Genomic DNA, 15,733 nt, shown 5'->3' on the forward strand with positions numbered 1-15,733 from the left:
CCCGAAAACTGGAGAGGCCCCCCAGTGAGCACCGAGAAGCCCGTCGTCCTCCTCGCCGAGGAACTGTCCCCCGCCACCATCGAGGCCCTCGGCCCGGACTTCGAGATCCGGCACACCGACGGAGCCGACCGCGCCCAGCTCCTCGCCGCGATCGCCGACGTCGACGCGATCCTGGTCCGCTCGGCAACGCAGGTCGACGCCGAGGCCATCGCCGCCGCCAACAAGCTCAAGGTCGTCGCCCGCGCGGGCGTGGGCCTGGACAACGTGGACATCAAGGCCGCGACCCAGGCCGGCGTCATGGTCGTCAACGCCCCGACGTCGAACATCGTCTCCGCCGCCGAGCTCACCTGCGGCCACATCCTCGCGCTCGCGCGCAACATCCCCGCCGCCAACGGCGCCCTCAAGGGCGGCGAGTGGAAGCGCTCGAAGTACGCCGGCACGGAGCTCCTGGACAAGAAGCTCGGCGTGATCGGCCTCGGCCGCATCGGTGCCCTCGTGGCCGCCCGCATGCAGGCCTTCGAGATGGAGATCCTCGCGTACGACCCGTACGTGACCGCCGCCCGTGCAGCCCAGCTCGGAGTCAAGCTCGTCACGCTCGACGAGCTGCTCGAGCAGAGCGACTTCATCACGATCCACATGCCCAAGACCCCCGAGACCGTGGGCATGCTCGGCAAGGACGCCTTCGCGAAGATGAAGCGCACCGCCTACGTCGTGAACGTGGCCCGCGGCGGCCTCGTCGACGAGGCCGCCCTCGCCGAGGCGCTCGAGGCCGGCGAGATCGCCGGCGCCGGCATCGACGTGTTCGCCAAGGAGCCGAGCACCGATCTGCCGTTCTTCGCGCACGACAACGTCGTGGTGACCCCGCACCTCGGCGCGTCCACGGACGAGGCCCAGGAGAAGGCCGGCATCTCGGTCGCGAAGTCGGTCCGCCTGGCCCTCGCGGGCGAGCTCGTGCCCGACGCCGTCAACGTGGCCGGCGGCGTCATCGCCCCGGACGTCCGCCCCGGCATCCCGCTCATCGAGAAGCTCGGCCGCATCTTCACGGCCCTGGCCCACGAGTCGGTCACGCAGATCGACGTCGAGGTCGCCGGAGAGATCGCGGCGCTCGACGTCAAGGCGCTCGAGCTCGCTGCCCTCAAGGGCGTCTTCACCGACGTCGTCTCCGAGAAGGTCTCCTACGTCAACGCCCCCGTGCTCGCCGAGCAGCGCGGCGTCGCCGTGCGCCTGCTCACGACGACCGACGCCGAGGACTACCGCAACGTCCTCACGATCCGCGGCCTGCTCCAGGACGGCTCGCAGGTCTCCGTGGCCGGCACGCTCACGGGCCCCAAGCAGATCCAGAAGATCGTCCACATCAACGGCTACGACGTCGAGATCCCGATCTCGGAGCACCTCGTCGTGATGTTCTACTCCGACCGCCCCGGCGTGATCGGCACGATCGGCCACATCCTCGGCATGAACGAGATCAACATCGCCGGCATGCAGGTGGCCCGCTCCGAGGCCGCCGGCCAGGCCATGGCGCTGCTCACGGTCGACTCGGCGATCCCCTCGAACGTCCTCGATACCGTCAAGAGCGAGATCGGGGCCTCCGTGGTCCGCGAGATCGACCTCGAGGACTGAGGGCCCTCGCGGGCACTGGCCGCTCAGCCAGCCGCGCACGACGGCGACCCCACCGCACGCGGTGGGGTCGCCGTCGTCTTTAGCGCCGGTGCCGGGGACTGCGGTAGTTTCTTAGGGTGACGTCGACTGCCAAGACCCCGTTCTACATCACCACCGCCATCACGTACCCGAACGGCGAGCCGCACATCGGCCACGCGTACGAGTACATCTCGGCGGACGCGATGGCGCGCTTCAAGCGACTCGACGGGTACGACGTCTTCTTCCTCACCGGCACTGACGAGCACGGGCTCAAGATTGCCCAGACCGCGCAGAAGGCCGGCCTGACGCCCCAGGAGTTCGTGGACCGCCAGGCGGAGGTCTACCGCGAGGTGCACGAGCTGGTCGGCACGAGCTTCACCCGGCTCATCCGCACCACGGACGAGGACCACTACGCGGCCGCCCAGGACATCTGGAAGCGCATGGAGGCCAACGGGGACATCTACCTGTCCAAGTACGAGGGCTGGTACTCGGTGCGCGACGAGGCCTTCTACACCGAGGAGGACACCGTGGTCCGCGACGGTGTGCGGTACTCGAAGGAGACCGACACCGAGCTGACCTGGACGGCCGAGGAGAGCTACTTCTTCCGCCTGTCCGCGTATCAGGACAAGCTCCTCGCGCTGTATGAGGCCCAGCCCGAGTTCGGCGCCCCGAACTACCGCTTCAACGAGGTCATCTCGTTCGTGAAGCGTGGGCTCGAGGACCTCTCGATCTCGCGCACGTCCTTCGACTGGGGCGTCCCCGTCCCGGGCTCGGAGTCGCACGTCATGTACGTGTGGGTCGATGCGCTCACGAACTACCTGACCGGCGTCGGCTACCCGGATGTCGACTCGGAGCTGTTCACCAAGTACTGGCCCGCCGACGTGCACATCATCGGCAAGGACATCTCGCGCTTCCACGCCATCTACTGGCCCGCCTTCCTCATGAGCGCGGGGATCGAGCTGCCCAAGCGCGTCATGATCCATGGCTTCCTGCAGAACAACGGCGTCAAGATGTCGAAGTCGCTCGGCAACGTCGTGGCGCCGCGCGACATGATCGGCCAGTACGGGCTCGACACGATGCGATACTTCCTGCTGCGCGAGGTCCCCTATGGCGCGGACGGCTCGTACAACCATGAGGCCATCGTGTCCCGCATGAACGCGGACCTCGCGAACAACCTCGGCAACCTCGCCCAGCGCTCCCTGTCCATGGTGGCGAAGAACCTCGACGGCGTCGTCCCCGAGCCGGGGGAGCTCTCCGACGCCGACCGGGCGATCCTCGACGCCGCCGCCCGCCTGCTGCCCGCCGCGCGGGCCGCGTTCGAGAAGCAGGAGTTCTCCCGGGCCCTCGAGGCGATCTGGGGGGTGCTCGGCGACACGAACGCGTACTTCGCCGAGCAGGCCCCGTGGGTGCTGCGCAAGACGGACCCGGCCCGCATGGCGACCGTCCTGTACGTCACGCTCGAGGTTGTCCGGAAGGTCGCGACGCTCGTCCAGCCCGTCATGCCGGGCTCCGCCGCGAAGCTCCTCGAGGCCCTCGGCCAGCCCGAGGGGGAGGCACGGCTCTTCGCGGCCCTCGCCGCGCCGATCGCCCCTGGCACGCAGCTGCCCGCCCCGGCGCCGGTCTTCCCGAAGTACGAGGAGCCGGCCGGCGCCTGACCTCCCGCCGAGGTGGGGGGTTGTCCCGCCGAAATGGGGGTGTGTGCCGCCGAGGTGGGGGTGTGTGCCGCCGAGGTGGGGGACACGCACGACGGCGACCGCTCGCCGTCGTGCGCCCGGCCCGCCAGCCGCTCGGTGCGCGTCACGCGATCGAGGCGAGCCCGTGCGGCGTCGTGAGGAACGCGCGCACCTTGGAGCGCAGGGCGTCGACGTCGTCGAGCTCGGGCCAGTAGATGTTCAGCACCCGCCATCCAGCCGCGATGAGGCGGGCCTCCCGTGCCTGCTGCGCCGCCATCTTGGCGTCGGGCGGGCCGTAGTCGAAGTACTTCGCGAAGCCGTGCACTTCGATCACGAGCCGCCGCTCCGCCCAGCCGAAGTCCACGCGCTCGCGCCCGCCCGCCGTCGTGATCCAGAGCTGGAGCTCGGGCTCCGGCAGGTTCCACTCGGTGAGGAGGAGCCTGAATCGTGTCTCGGCGGGGGACTCCGACCGGCCGTCGGCCGCCGTGAGGACTTCGCGGACGCGGCGGATTCCGCGCGTTCCCTTGCCTTCGGCGACGAGGCGGCGCAGTTCTTCGACGTCGGCGCCGTGAGCCAGGCCGGAGTCGGCGACGATGACGGCCAGCTCGAAGGGCAGGAGCCGCGCGCAGTCGATGATGGTCCGCTCGAGGGAGGTGACGCGCATGCCGTTGCGGATGCGGATGTCGCGGTCCGGAATCCTCTGGTTGTGCCGCACGACATCGTCGCGGATGCCGGTTTCGCCGGCGCGGCTCGCATGCGCGACGTGCACGAGTGGCCGGGCCCGCCACAGCGACAGTCCCCAGAGGAGTGCCGCAGACGTGTGGGTGTATACGTGCAACGCGCCTGACGCCGCGGCGTTGTGCGCGCAGATCCGCACGATCATCGGGTCCGGAGTCCCGGACAGGTTGGGTGAAAAGATCCCCCGTTCCTGCCGGGTCAGTTCGCCGGCGTCGACCAACCGGCGGATGCTGGTCCTGTCCACGCCCGACCCGAGCAGATCCGCCGTCGTGAGCAGGGGGACGGGCGACGGCGCGTGGCTGGCGAGGGCTTGGAGGCGGCGGCGGGCGTCCGGGTCCAGGTTGAGGTCCATGCTCGGAGTGTGCCCTGTGATCGACGGCCTGCAGCGCCCCTACGAATGATTGTGGACAACGTGGCCGAAACTGCGGGGCTGTGGAGGGGATTTCGGCGATCTATTCGCGGGCCGGGAGCCCCCATTTCGGCGGTATATTCCCCCATTTCGGCGGTACGTTCCCCCATTCGGCGGTAGGTCAGATCGGGGGCCTTCTATCCTTGGGACCATGGATTGGACGGCCGTGGTGCGGCAGCGCCTCGCGACCCAGCGACTCACCGCCGAGCCCCTTGCCTCTGCCGGGGACACAGTGAGGCTCCTGCTCGGGGTCCAGGCCCAGGAGCGTGAGCATGCTCTGTCGTCCCTCGTGCTCCGCTCCCGCGTCCCCTCCATCGCTGCTGCTCGGACCGAGCTGGACGCGGGGTCCTTCGTCCGGACCCACATCCTGCGCCAGACATGGCATTTCGTCGCCGCGGAGGACCTGCGCTGGCTGCTCGACCTCACGTCGCCCCGGGTCGAGGCGAAGGAGATGGCCTACGTCCGCAAGTTCGTGCCGGAGCCGCGCCACCTCGATCGCGCCCTCGACCTCATGGGTTCGGCGCTGGCGGGCGGAAGGCTCTCGACCCGCAAGGAGCTGGGCGCGCTCATGGAAACGCACGGCCTGCCCGGGGCGGGGGAGGCCGTCGGCCACGTGCTCATGATCGCCGAGCTGCGCGGCCTCATCTGCGGCGGTCCGATCCGCGGCAGGGAGCACACGTACGGCCTGGTTGCCGATCTCATCGATGCGCGGCCAGACATGCCGGGTGACGGCTCGGACGGGTTGTCGGGTTCGCGCGAGGCCTCCCTCGCCACGCTGGGCATGCGGTTCTTCGCCGGCCATGGACCCGCCTCGGCCAAGGATCTTGCGCGGTGGGCGACGCTCACTGCCGTTGACGCGAAGGCCGCCGTCGCCGGTGCGCGCTCGCTCGGCGAGCTCGAGGAAGTCCAGGTCGATGGGATTCCTCACTGGTTCTCGCCCGCAATGGCGGCAGAACCCGTCGCGGCCCGGCTGGCTGACGCCTTCCTGTTCCCGGTCTACGACGAAGCGGTCCTCAGCTATCCGCTCGTGACCTTCCCGTCGCTTGGGGATGCGCCGAGGGTCGACGGTGTCGAGGCCTCGTGGGGGTGGGCAGTCCTGGATGCGACCCGCGTCGGCCTCTGGAAGCGAACTGTCCACTCGGATCGCGTCACCGTGGAGACCCGGCTGGCCCCCTCGCTCGGCCGCGGGGAACGACGCCGGGTCGCCGCCGCCGTCGACCGCCTCGCAGCGGCCAACGGACTCCCGGCCGAGCATGTCGAGGTGTGACGGCAGAAACCGACCCCCGTCCGCACTTCGAGACGACATGACCAGCATGTGGATGCCGCCGATATCCTAGGAACATGACGCAGACGCAGCTCGACCTCGCAGTGATCCCCGGCGACGGCATCGGCCCCGAAGTGACGGCCGAGGCGCTCAAGGTCCTCCACAAGGTCCTCGAGGGCACGGGCCTCGACGTCAAGGAGACCCACTACAGCCTCGGCGCGCAGCACTGGCTCGAGACGGGCGAGACGCTCTCCGACGAGACGCTCGCCGACATCCGCGGCCGCGACGCGATCCTCTTCGGCGCGGTCGGCGCGGCGCCAGGCGATACCCGGATCCCCTCTGGGCTCATCGAGCGCGAGCTGCTCCTCAAGCTGCGCTTCACCCTGGACCACTGCGTCAACCTCCGCCCCTCGAAGCTCTACGCGGGCGTCGGCAGCCCCCTCGCCAACCCGGGCGACATCGACTTCGTCGTCGTGCGCGAGGGCACCGAGGGCCCGTACACGGGCAACGGCGGCGCCCTGCGCGTCGGCACGCCCCACGAGATCGCGACCGAGGTCTCGGTCAACACGGCGCACGGCGTCGAGCGCGTCGTCCGCGACGCGTTCCGCCGCGCCGAGGGCCGCCGCAAGAAGGTCACGCTCGTCCACAAGCACAACGTCCTCATCTACGCGGGCCACCTCTGGAAGCGCACCGTCGAGGCCGTCGCGGCCGAGTTCCCCGGCGTCGAGCACGACTACCTGCACGTCGACGCCGCGACGATCTTCCTCGTCACCGACCCGTCGCGGTTCGACGTCATCGTGACCGACAACCTCTTCGGCGACATCCTCACGGACCTCGCCGGCGCCGTCACGGGCGGCATCGGCCTCGCCGCGAGCGGCAACATCAACATCGATCGCACCGCCCCGTCCATGTTCGAGCCGGTCCACGGCTCTGCCCCGGACATCGCCGGGCAGCAGAAGGCGGACCCGACGGCGGCCATCCTCTCCGCCGCGCTCCTGCTCGAGCACGTGGGCCAGCCCGAGGCCGCGGCGCGGATCGAGGCGGCGGTCGCGGCCGACGTCGAATCCCGCACCCCCGGCCGGGCGCGCACGACGGCGCAGGTCGGCGACGCGATCGCGGCTCGACTCTAGCTGTATCTGCCGCGGGCTCTCGCCCGTTCCCGGCGGGACCCCGGCGTAAGCTGTAGGCACTGACAGCCCCCGACGCGGGAAGCAGGGTGGCTTCCCGGCTCGGAACGATGTGGAGGAATCATGACTCAGAACGCCCTCGGCGTGGAATTTGCGCAGCGCCTCTCGGAGACCCCGAGGAGCGCTGACGAGCGTGCTGCCGTCCTGGCGAACCCGGGCTTCGGCAACCACTTCACGGACCACACCGCCGTCGTCGACTACACAGTCGACGCCGAGGGCAAGGGCGGCTGGCACGATGCGCGGATCGAGCCGTACGGCCCCATCGCCATGGACCCCGCGGCCGCGGTGCTGCACTACGGGCAGGAGATCTTCGAGGGCCTCAAGGCCTACCGCCACGCGGACGGCTCGGTCTGGTCGTTCCGCCCCGAGGCGAACGCCGCGCGCTTCAACCGCTCGGCCCGCCGCCTGGCCCTCCCGGAGCTCCCGGCCGAGCTCTTCATCGAGTCCCTGCGCCAGCTCGTCTCGGTGGACAAGGCCTGGGTTCCGAACGGCGAGGGCGAGTCGCTGTACCTGCGCCCGTTCATGATCGCGACCGAGGCGTTCCTCGGCGTCCGCCCTGCCCGCGAGGTCTCGTACCGTGTCATTGCGTCCCCGGCGGGGAACTACTTCGGCGGCGAGCTCAAGCCGGTCTCCATCTGGCTGTCGGAGAAGTACGCGCGCGCCGGCCACGGCGGCACGGGCGAGGCGAAGTGCGGCGGCAACTATGCGGCGTCGCTCGCGGCCCAGCTCGAGGCGGAGGCCAACGGCTGCAAGCAGGTCCTCTTCCTCGACCCGACCAATGACAACGCCGTCGAGGAGCTCGGCGGCATGAACATCTTCTTCGTGTTCAAGGACGGCACGCTCGTCACCCCGGCGCTCAACGGCAACATCCTCCACGGCGTGACGCGGGACTCCATCCTCCAGCTCGCCGTCGACCGCGGCCTCTCGGTCCAGGAGCGGAAGATCACGATCGACGAGTGGCGCGAGGCCGCCCAGGCCGGGACGATCAGCGAGGTGTTCGCGTGCGGCACGGCCGCCGTCATCACGCCGATCGGCGAGCTCAAGACCGCCGACGGCTCGCTCGTGACCGCGCCGCTCGAGGGCGAGTCGGTCGCCATGAGCATCCGCGAGCAGCTCCTCGGCATCCAGACCGGAGCGGTCGACGACCTGCATGGCTGGCTGACCCGGCTCGCCTGAGCGACCTTCGCGCAGCGCACAGCAACGGCGCACGACGGCGCGTCCCCGCCACCGGGGGCGCGCCGCCGTCGTCCCCGAGGCGGTTCCCAGCGTTGCGGGGTCACCTCCCAGCGTTGCGGGGTCACCTTCCAGCGTTGCGGGGTCACCTTCCAGCGTTGCGGGGTCACCTTCCTGTATTGCGTGTCCAATGTCGGGACATTGACCTCTGAACGTTGAAAGGTGACCCCGGATCCTTGCGAGCTGACCCCGGGTCGCAGGGAGGTGACCCAGCGATAGGGTAGGGGCCATGCGCATTGCCCGTTGTGTACTGGATTCCGAACCCTTCTACGGCGTCGTCCAGGGGGAGCCAGGCCAGGAGCGGGTCGCCGTCATCAAGGGCGACCCGTTCTTCGCCGGCATCGAGCCCACCGGCGTCACCCACCCGCTCGAGGACGTCCGGCTCCTCGCCCCGATCATCCCGCGCAGCAAGGTCGTCGGGATCGGCCGCAACTACGCGGAGCACGCGAAGGAGTTCGGCAACGAGGTCCCGACGGAGCCGGCCATGTTCCTCATGGCCAACACGGCCGTCGCGGGGCCCGGCGATCCGGTCGTCCTGCCCGAGTGGAGCGAGGAGGTCTCCTACGAGGGCGAGCTGTGCGTCGTGATCGGCCGCATCTGCAAGGACGTCCCGGCGGAGAAGGCGGACGACGTGATCTTCGGCTACACGGTCGGCAACGACTTCACGGCCCGGGACAAGCAGCGCGCCGACGTCCAGTGGGCCCGGGCGAAGTCCTTCGACACCTCGGCGCCGCTCGGCCCGTGGATCGAGACCGAGCTCGACACCGAGGACCTGCGCCTCGTCACCCGGCTCAACGGCGAGGTCAAGCAGGATGGCACGACGGCGGACATGGTCTTCGGCGTCCGTGAGCTCGTCGCCGCCGTCTCGAGCGCCTTCACGCTCCTGCCGGGCGACGTCATCATGACCGGGACCCCGGCCGGCGTGGGCCTCGTCTCTGAGGGCGACAGGGTCGAGGTCGAGATCGAGGGCATCGGCACGCTCTCGAACCCGGTCGTCCGGCGATAGGACCGGGCTCCCAGGGCTGCCAGGGGTCCACAGGCCTCACGCACGACGGCGGGTGGGCGGCGGGGCGCGGGCCACCCGCCCGCCGTCGTGCGCGCCTGGGCTCGGCCCTAGAATGGTGCCACTATGACTTCCTCCGCCGAGCTCGCCGCTGCCTACTCCTCGCCCATCCCGTCGGTTACCCCGGACACGCCCGTGCGCGTGCGCTTCTGCCCGTCCCCGACAGGCACCCCGCACGTCGGCATGATCCGCACGGCCCTCTTCAACTGGGCCTATGCGCGCCACACTGGCGGGACGTTCGTGTTCCGCATCGAGGACACGGACGCCCAGCGCGACACGGAGGAGAGCTACGAGCAGATCGTCGAGGCGCTGCGCTGGCTCGGCCTGACCTGGGACGAGGGGATCGACGTCGGCGGGCCCCACGTGCCCTACCGCCAGTCCCGCCGCCTCGAGCTCTACACCGCGGTCGCGGCCAAGCTCAAGGACGCCGGCTTCCTCTACGAGTCCTACTCGACGCCGGAGGAGATCGAGGCCCGGCACCGGGCCGCGGGCCGTGACCCCAAGCTCGGCTACGACAACTCGGACCGCGACCTCACTGCCGAGCAGGTCGCGGCGTTCCGCGCCGAGGGCCGCGAGCCCGTGCTGCGCTTCCGCATGCCCGAGGAGGACGTCGTCTTCGACGACCTCATCCGCGGCGAGATCCGGTTCAGGGCCGGCACGGTGCCGGACTTCGTCGTCGTGCGCGCGGACGGCTCGCCGCTCTACACGCTCGTGAACCCCGTCGACGACGCGCTCATGGGCATCACGCACGTGCTGCGCGGCGAGGACCTCCTCTCCTCGACCCCGCGCCAGGTCGCGCTCTACCATGCGCTGCACGCCGTCGGCGTCGCGAGCTACATGCCGCTCTTCGGCCACCTCCCGTACGTCATGGGGGAGGGCAACAAGAAGCTCTCGAAGCGGGACCCGCAGTCCAACCTGTTCCACCACCGCGACCGCGGCTTCATCCCCGAGGGCCTCCTGAACTACCTCGCCCTGCTCGGCTGGTCGCTCTCGGCGGACGAGGACATCTTCACGGTCGACCAGCTCACCGCGAACTTCGACATCGCCTCGGTCCTGCCGAACCCGGCCCGCTTCGACCAGAAGAAGGCCGAGGCCATCAACGGCACGCACGTGCGCATGCTCGTGCCCCGGGACTTCCGTGACCGCCTTGTGCCCTACCTCCGCGCCGCCGGCGTCGTCGGCGAGTCCCTCTCGCCGCGCGAGGAGGAGGTCCTCACGGAGGCGGCGCCGCTCATCCAGGAGCGCATCACGCTCCTGGGCGAGGCCCCCGAGATGCTCGGCTTCCTCTTCGCGGCCGACGACGCGATCGTGATCGCGGACGACGCGCGCAAGGGTCTGCCCGAGAACCTCGTCGAGGTGCTCGACGCCGCCCTCGCCGCCCTCGAGCCCGTCACGGACTGGACCGCGGAGGCGATCCAGGCCGCGCTCAAGGCCGCGCTCGTCGACGGCCTCGGCATCAAGCCCCGCCTCGCCTTCGGCCCCGTGCGCGTGGGCGTCTCCGGCCGCCGCGTCTCCCCGCCGCTCTTCGAGTCCATGGTGATCCTCGGCAAGGAGTCCTCGCTCGCGCGCCTCAAGGCCTTCCGTGGCTGAGGCCTTACCTCGCGCTGTTGATGCCGTGCGCGCTGTAGACGCTCCCCGCGTGCGTGGCGTGCTCCTCGACATCGACGAGACCCTCGTGGATCTCGAGGGCGCGATGGACCGCGCCCTGCGGGAGGTCTCCGGGCCGCTCCTGCCGCACCTCGGCCAGGAGGAGTGGGTCACGTTCTGCCGCATCTTCACGCGCGGCTCGGACGACATCTACGCGCGCTACATCGAGGGCGAGATCACCTTTGCGCAGCAGCGCGTCCTCCGCGCCGAGCGCTGCCTCGCCCACTTCGGGGCGGCGTTCGGCTCGGGACAGGACGCGCTCGCGTGGCTCAGCGCCTACGAGACGGCGCAGCCGGCCTACGTCCAGGCGTTCGACGACGTGGCGCCGCTCCTCGACGCGCTCGACGCCGCGGGCATCCCTTATGGCGCCGTGAGCAACAACGTGCACGACTACCAGCGGGCCAAGCTCGACCACGCGGGGCTGGAGCGCATCGCGGTACTCGTGGGGATCGATGCCGTCGGGGTGGCCAAACCGGACCCGGCGATCTTCCGCGAGGGCCTGCGCCGGCTCGGCACGAGCGCCGAGGAGACGGTCTACGTGGGGGACAACCCCGACCACGACGTCATCGGCGCGGCCGGCGCTGGAATCCGCGGCATCTGGCTCAACCGGAGGGCAGCCGTCCTGCCTGCGGAGACGGCTCCGTCCGTCCCGGAGCAGGTCGGCAGCCTCGTCGAGCTGCCCGGCCTCCTGGGCCTCTCCTGAGGCCCGGATGGCCTCTCGCGGCCCCGTCCCGCCCGGCCCGACGGGGGTGTCCGCGGCCTGGCCGGGGGAGACCTGCCGATTTGGCGGGCAGGCGGGCATCGGGTAGAGTAACTACTCGTGCTGAGGGGCACGGCGGGGATCCGAAGGGAAGCGCGCCGGAGTCCTGAAGGCCTTGGGATATGGTGTAATTGGCAACACTACGGTTTCTGGTACCGTCATTCTAGGTTCGAGTCCTGGTATCCCAGCTCCTGAAGCGTCACTCCTGTGGGGCTGAAGGCACGCCCGGATCGCGTCCGGGCGAACGGTAAAGTACCACGGCCCCATCGTATAGCGGCCTAGTACGCCGCCCTCTCACGGCGGTAACGCGGGTTCGAATCCCGCTGGGGTCACGGTTGGATGCCCGGCTCGTCCGGAAAGCGTCCGCCACTGGAAGTCCTGCCCTCGGGCAGGGCAGTGCGAGGCCCCATCGTATAGCGGCCTAGTACGCCGCCCTCTCACGGCGGTAACGCGGGTTCGAATCCCGCTGGGGTCACCTCGGGAAGGGCCCGGTCTTCGGACCGGGCCCTTCTGCTGTCTCCTCAGGCGAAGGCGGCCCTGACCTTGAGCATCGTGCGGAGGTTGCGGGTCGTCGTCGTGGCCTTGAACTTCGGCTTGGCCGTGGCCTTGGACAGCGGCGACACGAGCGTCGACCCGCGCGGGGCGAGCCACGCCGTCGCGCCCGGCGCGAGGCGCTCCTGGCCATCCGCGCCGTCGGTCGCCGCGGCGAGCTCGTCGAGGGCCGCCGGGTCGGAGCTGAGCGTGATGTAGGTGTGCGTCGAGGCGTCGTCGGCCGGGTACGGGCAGGCCTCGACGATCGCCTCCACCTCGGCGCGCGTGAGCACGACGACCCACGCGTCGTAGCCGAAGGCCGCCCGCAGCGCCGCCTCGACGGCCGCCTTGAGGGGACGGGCGCCGAGGTCCGTGGACAGGACGATGTTGCCACTGGCCAGGAGCGTCGCGACATCCGTGACGTCGAGGGCCCCGATGACGTCGCGCACCTCGGCCATCTTGAGGGTGATGCCGCCGACGTTCACGCCGCGGAGGAAGATCGCGTACTGGGCCACGGGCCTCCTTGTTCCGGGGCCGGCCCAGCCGTCAGTCGTTGCCCTTGCGCAGGGCCTCGGTGAGCAGCCGTCCGGCGTTGCAGACCACTTCAGCATGCTGACGGCCCGGCTGGCGGGTCAAGCGCTCGATGGGGCCCGAGATCGAGACGGCGGCGATGACGCGCCCGGACGGGCCGCGGACGGGGGCGGACACGGAAGCGACACCGGGCTCGCGCTCCCCGAGGCTCTGGGCCCAGCCGCGGCGGCGGACGCCGGCCAGGACCGTGGGCGTGAAGCGGGCCTGGTTGAGTCCCTCGAGCAGCCGGTCGTGGTCCTCCCACGCGACGAGGATCTGCGCGGCCGAGCCTGCCTTCATGCTCAGCTGGGTGCCCACGGGAATCGTGTCGCGCAGGCCGACGGGCCGCTCGGCGGAGGCGACGCACACGCGCCAGTCGCCCTGGCGCCGGAAGATCTGGGCGCTCTCGCCGGTCGCGTCGCGCAGCTGGACGAGGATCGGGCCGGCGGCGGCGATGAGGCGGTCCTCGCCTGCGGCAGAGGCGAGTTCGACGAGCCGCGAGCCGAGCACGAAGCGGCCCTGGATGTCGCGGCTCACGAGGCGGTGGTGCACGAGGGCGAGCGCGAGGCGATGGACGGTCGGCCTGGCGAGCCCCGTCGCGGAGACCAGCTGGGCAAGCGTCGTCGGCCCGGCCTCGAGGGCATCGAGCACGAGTGCGGCCTTGTCGATCACGCCGACGCCACTAGAATTGTCCATAGGTTGATATTGCCGTCTCAATATCTGAGATGCAAGTTCGCCGGCTGGCCAGCGCGAGAGCACCACTGGTCCACTGGAATCCAAGGCAGCCGGACCGGCCGCCGCCAATGCGAAGGGAGCTGGGCGTGGGACGCACACTGGCCGAGAAGGTGTGGGACGCGCATGTCGTGCGCAAGGGTGAGGACGGGCAGCCGGACCTCCTCTACATCGACCTCCACCTCGTGCACGAGGTGACCTCCCCGCAGGCGTTCGAGGGGCTCCGCCTCGCCGGCCGCCCGCTGCGCCGCCCGGACCTCACCATCGCGACCGAGGACCACAACACGCCGACGCTCGACATCGACAAGCCGATCGCCGACCCGACGAGCCGGACGCAGATCGAGACGCTGCGCGCGAACTGCAAGGAGTTCGGCGTCCGCCTGCACCCGCTCGGCGACAAGGAGCAGGGCATCGTCCACGTCGTGGGCCCGCAGCTCGGCCTGACCCAGCCCGGCCTCACGATCGTTTGCGGCGACTCGCACACCTCCACCCACGGCGCGTTCGGCGCGCTCGCGATGGGCATCGGCACGTCCGAGGTCGAGCACGTCATGGCCACCCAGACGCTCCCGCTCAAGCCGTTCAAGACCATGGCCGTCACCGTCGAGGGGACGCTCAAGCCCGGCGTGAGCTCGAAGGACATCATCCTCGCCGTCATCGCCAAGATCGGCACGGGCGGCGGTCAGGGCTACGTGCTCGAGTACCGCGGCTCCGCCATCCGCGCGCTGTCCATGGAGGCGCGCATGACCATCTGCAACATGTCGATCGAGGCCGGCGCCCGCGCGGGCATGGTCGCCCCCGACCAGACGACCTACGACTTCATGAAGGGCCGCCCGCACGCCCCCGAGGGCGCGGACTGGGATGCCGCCGTCGCGTACTGGGACACGCTGCACACCGACGAAGACGCCGTCTTCGACGCGGAGGTGTTCCTCGACGCCGACGAGCTCGAGCCGTTCGTCACGTGGGGCACGAACCCCGGCCAGGGCGTCTCGCTCTCCCAGACCGTCCCCGACCCGGACTCGTTCGCCGATGAGAATGCCAAGGCCGCGGCGCGCCGCGCCCTCGAGTACATGGACCTCGCCGCGGGGACGCCCATGAAGGACATCCGCGTCGACACGGTCTTCCTCGGCTCGTGCACCAACTCGCGCCTCGAGGACCTGCGCGCGGCGGCCGACGTCGTGCGCGGCCGGACGAAGGCGGAGAACATCCGCATGCTCGTGGTCCCCGGCTCGGCGCGCGTGCGGCTCGAGGCCGAGGCCGAGGGCCTCGACAAGGTGTTCACGGAGTTCGGGGCGGAGTGGCGCTTCGCGGGTTGCTCAATGTGCCTCGGCATGAACCCGGACCAGCTCGCGCCGGGGGAGCGCTGCGCATCGACGTCGAACCGCAACTTCGAGGGCCGCCAGGGCAAGGGCGGGCGCACGCACCTCGTCTCGCCCGTCGTCGCCGCGGCGACGGCCGTGCGCGGGACCCTCTCCTCGCCGTCGGACCTCGACCCGCTGCCCACCTCGTCCGACGCCGCCAGCCCGGCCGCCGCCTAGAAAGGCCCCGAAGGAACCATGGAGAAGTTCACGACCCACACCGGCATCGGCGTCCCGCTGCGGCAGAGCAACGTCGACACCGACCAGATCATCCCGGCGGTCTTCCTCAAGCGCATCACGCGCACGGGCTTCGAGGACGCGCTCTTCGCTAGCTGGCGGAAGGACGAGTCCTTCATCCTCAACCGCGAGCCGTTCAGCCACGGCTCCGTTCTCGTTGCCGGCCCCGACTTCGGCACGGGCTCCTCGCGCGAGCACGCCGTGTGGGCGCTCAAGGACTACGGGTTCAGGGTCGTCCTGTCCTCGCGCTTCGCCGACATCTTCCGCGGCAACTCGGGCAAGCAGGGGCTCCTGGCCGCCGTCGTGGCCCAGGACGACATCGAGCTCATCTGGAAGGAGCTCGAGAACCATCCCGGGACGCAGATCACGGTGGACCTGACGTCCAAGACCGTCGTGTGCGGCAACCTCGTCGCGCCGTTCGAGATCGATGACTACACGCGCTGGCGCCTGCTCGAGGGCCTCGACGACATCGGCCTGACCCTCCAGCACGAGGGCGAGATCGCCTCCTACGAGGGGTCGCGGCCCTCGTTCAAGCCGACGACGCTGCCGGCCCGCAGCTGACCGGCAGCCCGGAGCCCGCTGCAGGGCGCTGAGCAGCGCGGAAAGCAAGCTCGCGTCCGGCGTTTTCCCGACGCCGGACGCGAGCTTCTATGCTTAGCTGGGTCCGCCGCCGGGGCGCTCGGCGCCGGAGGTGCT

Annotated in this window: 13 protein-coding genes and 3 tRNA genes; 13 read left to right on the top strand and 3 right to left on the bottom strand. The window is 70.4% G+C overall.

Translation table 11 applies throughout. The features are described from left to right. The first annotated feature begins 24 nt into the window (after window positions 1-24). Together serA and metG are read left to right on the top strand one after the other, a co-directional pair. Window positions 25-1,620 carry a phosphoglycerate dehydrogenase gene (serA, locus tag BV907_RS00115; protein ID WP_077487638.1) on the top strand — a complete coding sequence of 532 codons (1,596 nt, stop codon included), beginning with the start codon at window positions 25-27 and terminating at the stop codon, window positions 1,618-1,620. 116 nt (window positions 1,621-1,736) lie between these two features. Beyond that, window positions 1,737-3,293, top strand: coding sequence for a methionine--tRNA ligase (gene metG / locus BV907_RS00120; protein ID WP_077487639.1), 1,557 nt, complete (start codon window positions 1,737-1,739; stop codon window positions 3,291-3,293). A gap of 142 nt (window positions 3,294-3,435) precedes the next feature. Here the strand turns inward: metG and BV907_RS00125 are convergent, their stop codons facing one another. Continuing rightward, window positions 3,436-4,401 carry a type IV toxin-antitoxin system AbiEi family antitoxin domain-containing protein gene (locus BV907_RS00125; RefSeq protein ID WP_077487640.1) on the bottom strand — a complete coding sequence of 322 codons (966 nt, stop codon included), beginning with the start codon at window positions 4,399-4,401 and terminating at the stop codon, window positions 3,436-3,438. Between the two features lie 208 nt (window positions 4,402-4,609). On the opposite strand from BV907_RS00125, the gene BV907_RS00130 reads away from it, so the two are divergent. From BV907_RS00130 to BV907_RS00170, 9 genes are all read left to right on the top strand, one after another. Further along, window positions 4,610-5,725 (top strand): DNA glycosylase AlkZ-like family protein, encoded by a 1,116-nt coding sequence (locus tag BV907_RS00130; RefSeq protein WP_077487641.1) that lies wholly within the window; start codon window positions 4,610-4,612, stop codon window positions 5,723-5,725. Window positions 5,726-5,799: 74 nt separating this feature from the next. Continuing rightward, window positions 5,800-6,852 carry a 3-isopropylmalate dehydrogenase gene (locus BV907_RS00135; RefSeq protein ID WP_077487642.1) on the top strand — a complete coding sequence of 351 codons (1,053 nt, stop codon included), beginning with the start codon at window positions 5,800-5,802 and terminating at the stop codon, window positions 6,850-6,852. Window positions 6,853-6,972: 120 nt separating this feature from the next. Beyond that, on the top strand, window positions 6,973-8,085 hold the full coding sequence (locus BV907_RS00140; RefSeq protein WP_077487643.1) for a branched-chain amino acid aminotransferase: 1,113 nt from the start codon (window positions 6,973-6,975) through the stop codon (window positions 8,083-8,085). A 286-nt stretch (window positions 8,086-8,371) separates the two neighbouring features. Beyond that, window positions 8,372-9,148, top strand: a complete 777-nt coding sequence (locus tag BV907_RS00145) for a fumarylacetoacetate hydrolase family protein (RefSeq protein ID WP_077487644.1) — start codon at window positions 8,372-8,374, stop codon at window positions 9,146-9,148. 123 nt (window positions 9,149-9,271) lie between these two features. After that, the gene (gltX, locus tag BV907_RS00150; protein WP_077487645.1) at window positions 9,272-10,795 is read left to right on the top strand and encodes a glutamate--tRNA ligase; all 1,524 of its coding nucleotides are present in this window, start codon (window positions 9,272-9,274) and stop codon (window positions 10,793-10,795) included. A gap of 49 nt (window positions 10,796-10,844) precedes the next feature. After that, on the top strand, window positions 10,845-11,555 hold the full coding sequence (locus tag BV907_RS00155; protein WP_281250828.1) for an HAD family hydrolase: 711 nt from the start codon (window positions 10,845-10,847) through the stop codon (window positions 11,553-11,555). A gap of 173 nt (window positions 11,556-11,728) precedes the next feature. After that, window positions 11,729-11,800 (top strand) — tRNA-Gln (locus tag BV907_RS00160). Between the two features lie 71 nt (window positions 11,801-11,871). Next, a tRNA-Glu gene (locus tag BV907_RS00165) sits at window positions 11,872-11,944 on the top strand. A gap of 70 nt (window positions 11,945-12,014) precedes the next feature. Further along, window positions 12,015-12,087, top strand: a tRNA-Glu gene (locus tag BV907_RS00170). 46 nt (window positions 12,088-12,133) lie between these two features. On the opposite strand, the gene BV907_RS00175 is transcribed toward BV907_RS00170, so the two are convergent. Beyond that, on the bottom strand, window positions 12,134-12,658 hold the full coding sequence (locus BV907_RS00175) for a DUF1697 domain-containing protein (RefSeq protein WP_139346517.1): 525 nt from the start codon (window positions 12,656-12,658) through the stop codon (window positions 12,134-12,136). A gap of 31 nt (window positions 12,659-12,689) precedes the next feature. Then, window positions 12,690-13,409 carry an IclR family transcriptional regulator gene (locus tag BV907_RS00180; RefSeq protein ID WP_077487648.1) on the bottom strand — a complete coding sequence of 240 codons (720 nt, stop codon included), beginning with the start codon at window positions 13,407-13,409 and terminating at the stop codon, window positions 12,690-12,692. A 125-nt stretch (window positions 13,410-13,534) separates the two neighbouring features. On the opposite strand from BV907_RS00180, the gene leuC reads away from it, so the two are divergent. Together leuC and leuD are read left to right on the top strand one after the other, a co-directional pair. Beyond that, window positions 13,535-14,980 carry a 3-isopropylmalate dehydratase large subunit gene (leuC, locus tag BV907_RS00185; RefSeq protein ID WP_077487649.1) on the top strand — a complete coding sequence of 482 codons (1,446 nt, stop codon included), beginning with the start codon at window positions 13,535-13,537 and terminating at the stop codon, window positions 14,978-14,980. 18 nt (window positions 14,981-14,998) lie between these two features. Further along, window positions 14,999-15,598 carry a 3-isopropylmalate dehydratase small subunit gene (leuD, locus tag BV907_RS00190; protein WP_077487650.1) on the top strand — a complete coding sequence of 200 codons (600 nt, stop codon included), beginning with the start codon at window positions 14,999-15,001 and terminating at the stop codon, window positions 15,596-15,598. The last annotated feature ends 135 nt before the right edge of the window (window positions 15,599-15,733 follow it).

Source organism: Sinomonas mesophila, assembly GCF_001999765.1.
Taxonomy (GTDB): domain Bacteria; phylum Actinomycetota; class Actinomycetes; order Actinomycetales; family Micrococcaceae; genus Sinomonas; species Sinomonas mesophila.

Coding starts and splice junctions, on each gene's coding strand:
- BV907_RS00125 (WP_077487640.1), bottom strand. CDS start 4,401: ATGGACCTCAACCTGGACCCGGACGCCCGCCGCCGCCTCCAAGCCCTC.
- BV907_RS00130 (WP_077487641.1), top strand. CDS start 4,610: ATGGATTGGACGGCCGTGGTGCGGCAGCGCCTCGCGACCCAGCGACTC.
- BV907_RS00135 (WP_077487642.1), top strand. CDS start 5,800: ATGACGCAGACGCAGCTCGACCTCGCAGTGATCCCCGGCGACGGCATC.
- BV907_RS00140 (WP_077487643.1), top strand. CDS start 6,973: ATGACTCAGAACGCCCTCGGCGTGGAATTTGCGCAGCGCCTCTCGGAG.
- BV907_RS00145 (WP_077487644.1), top strand. CDS start 8,372: ATGCGCATTGCCCGTTGTGTACTGGATTCCGAACCCTTCTACGGCGTC.
- gltX (WP_077487645.1), top strand. CDS start 9,272: ATGACTTCCTCCGCCGAGCTCGCCGCTGCCTACTCCTCGCCCATCCCG.
- BV907_RS00180 (WP_077487648.1), bottom strand. CDS start 13,409: ATGGACAATTCTAGTGGCGTCGGCGTGATCGACAAGGCCGCACTCGTG.
- leuD (WP_077487650.1), top strand. CDS start 14,999: ATGGAGAAGTTCACGACCCACACCGGCATCGGCGTCCCGCTGCGGCAG.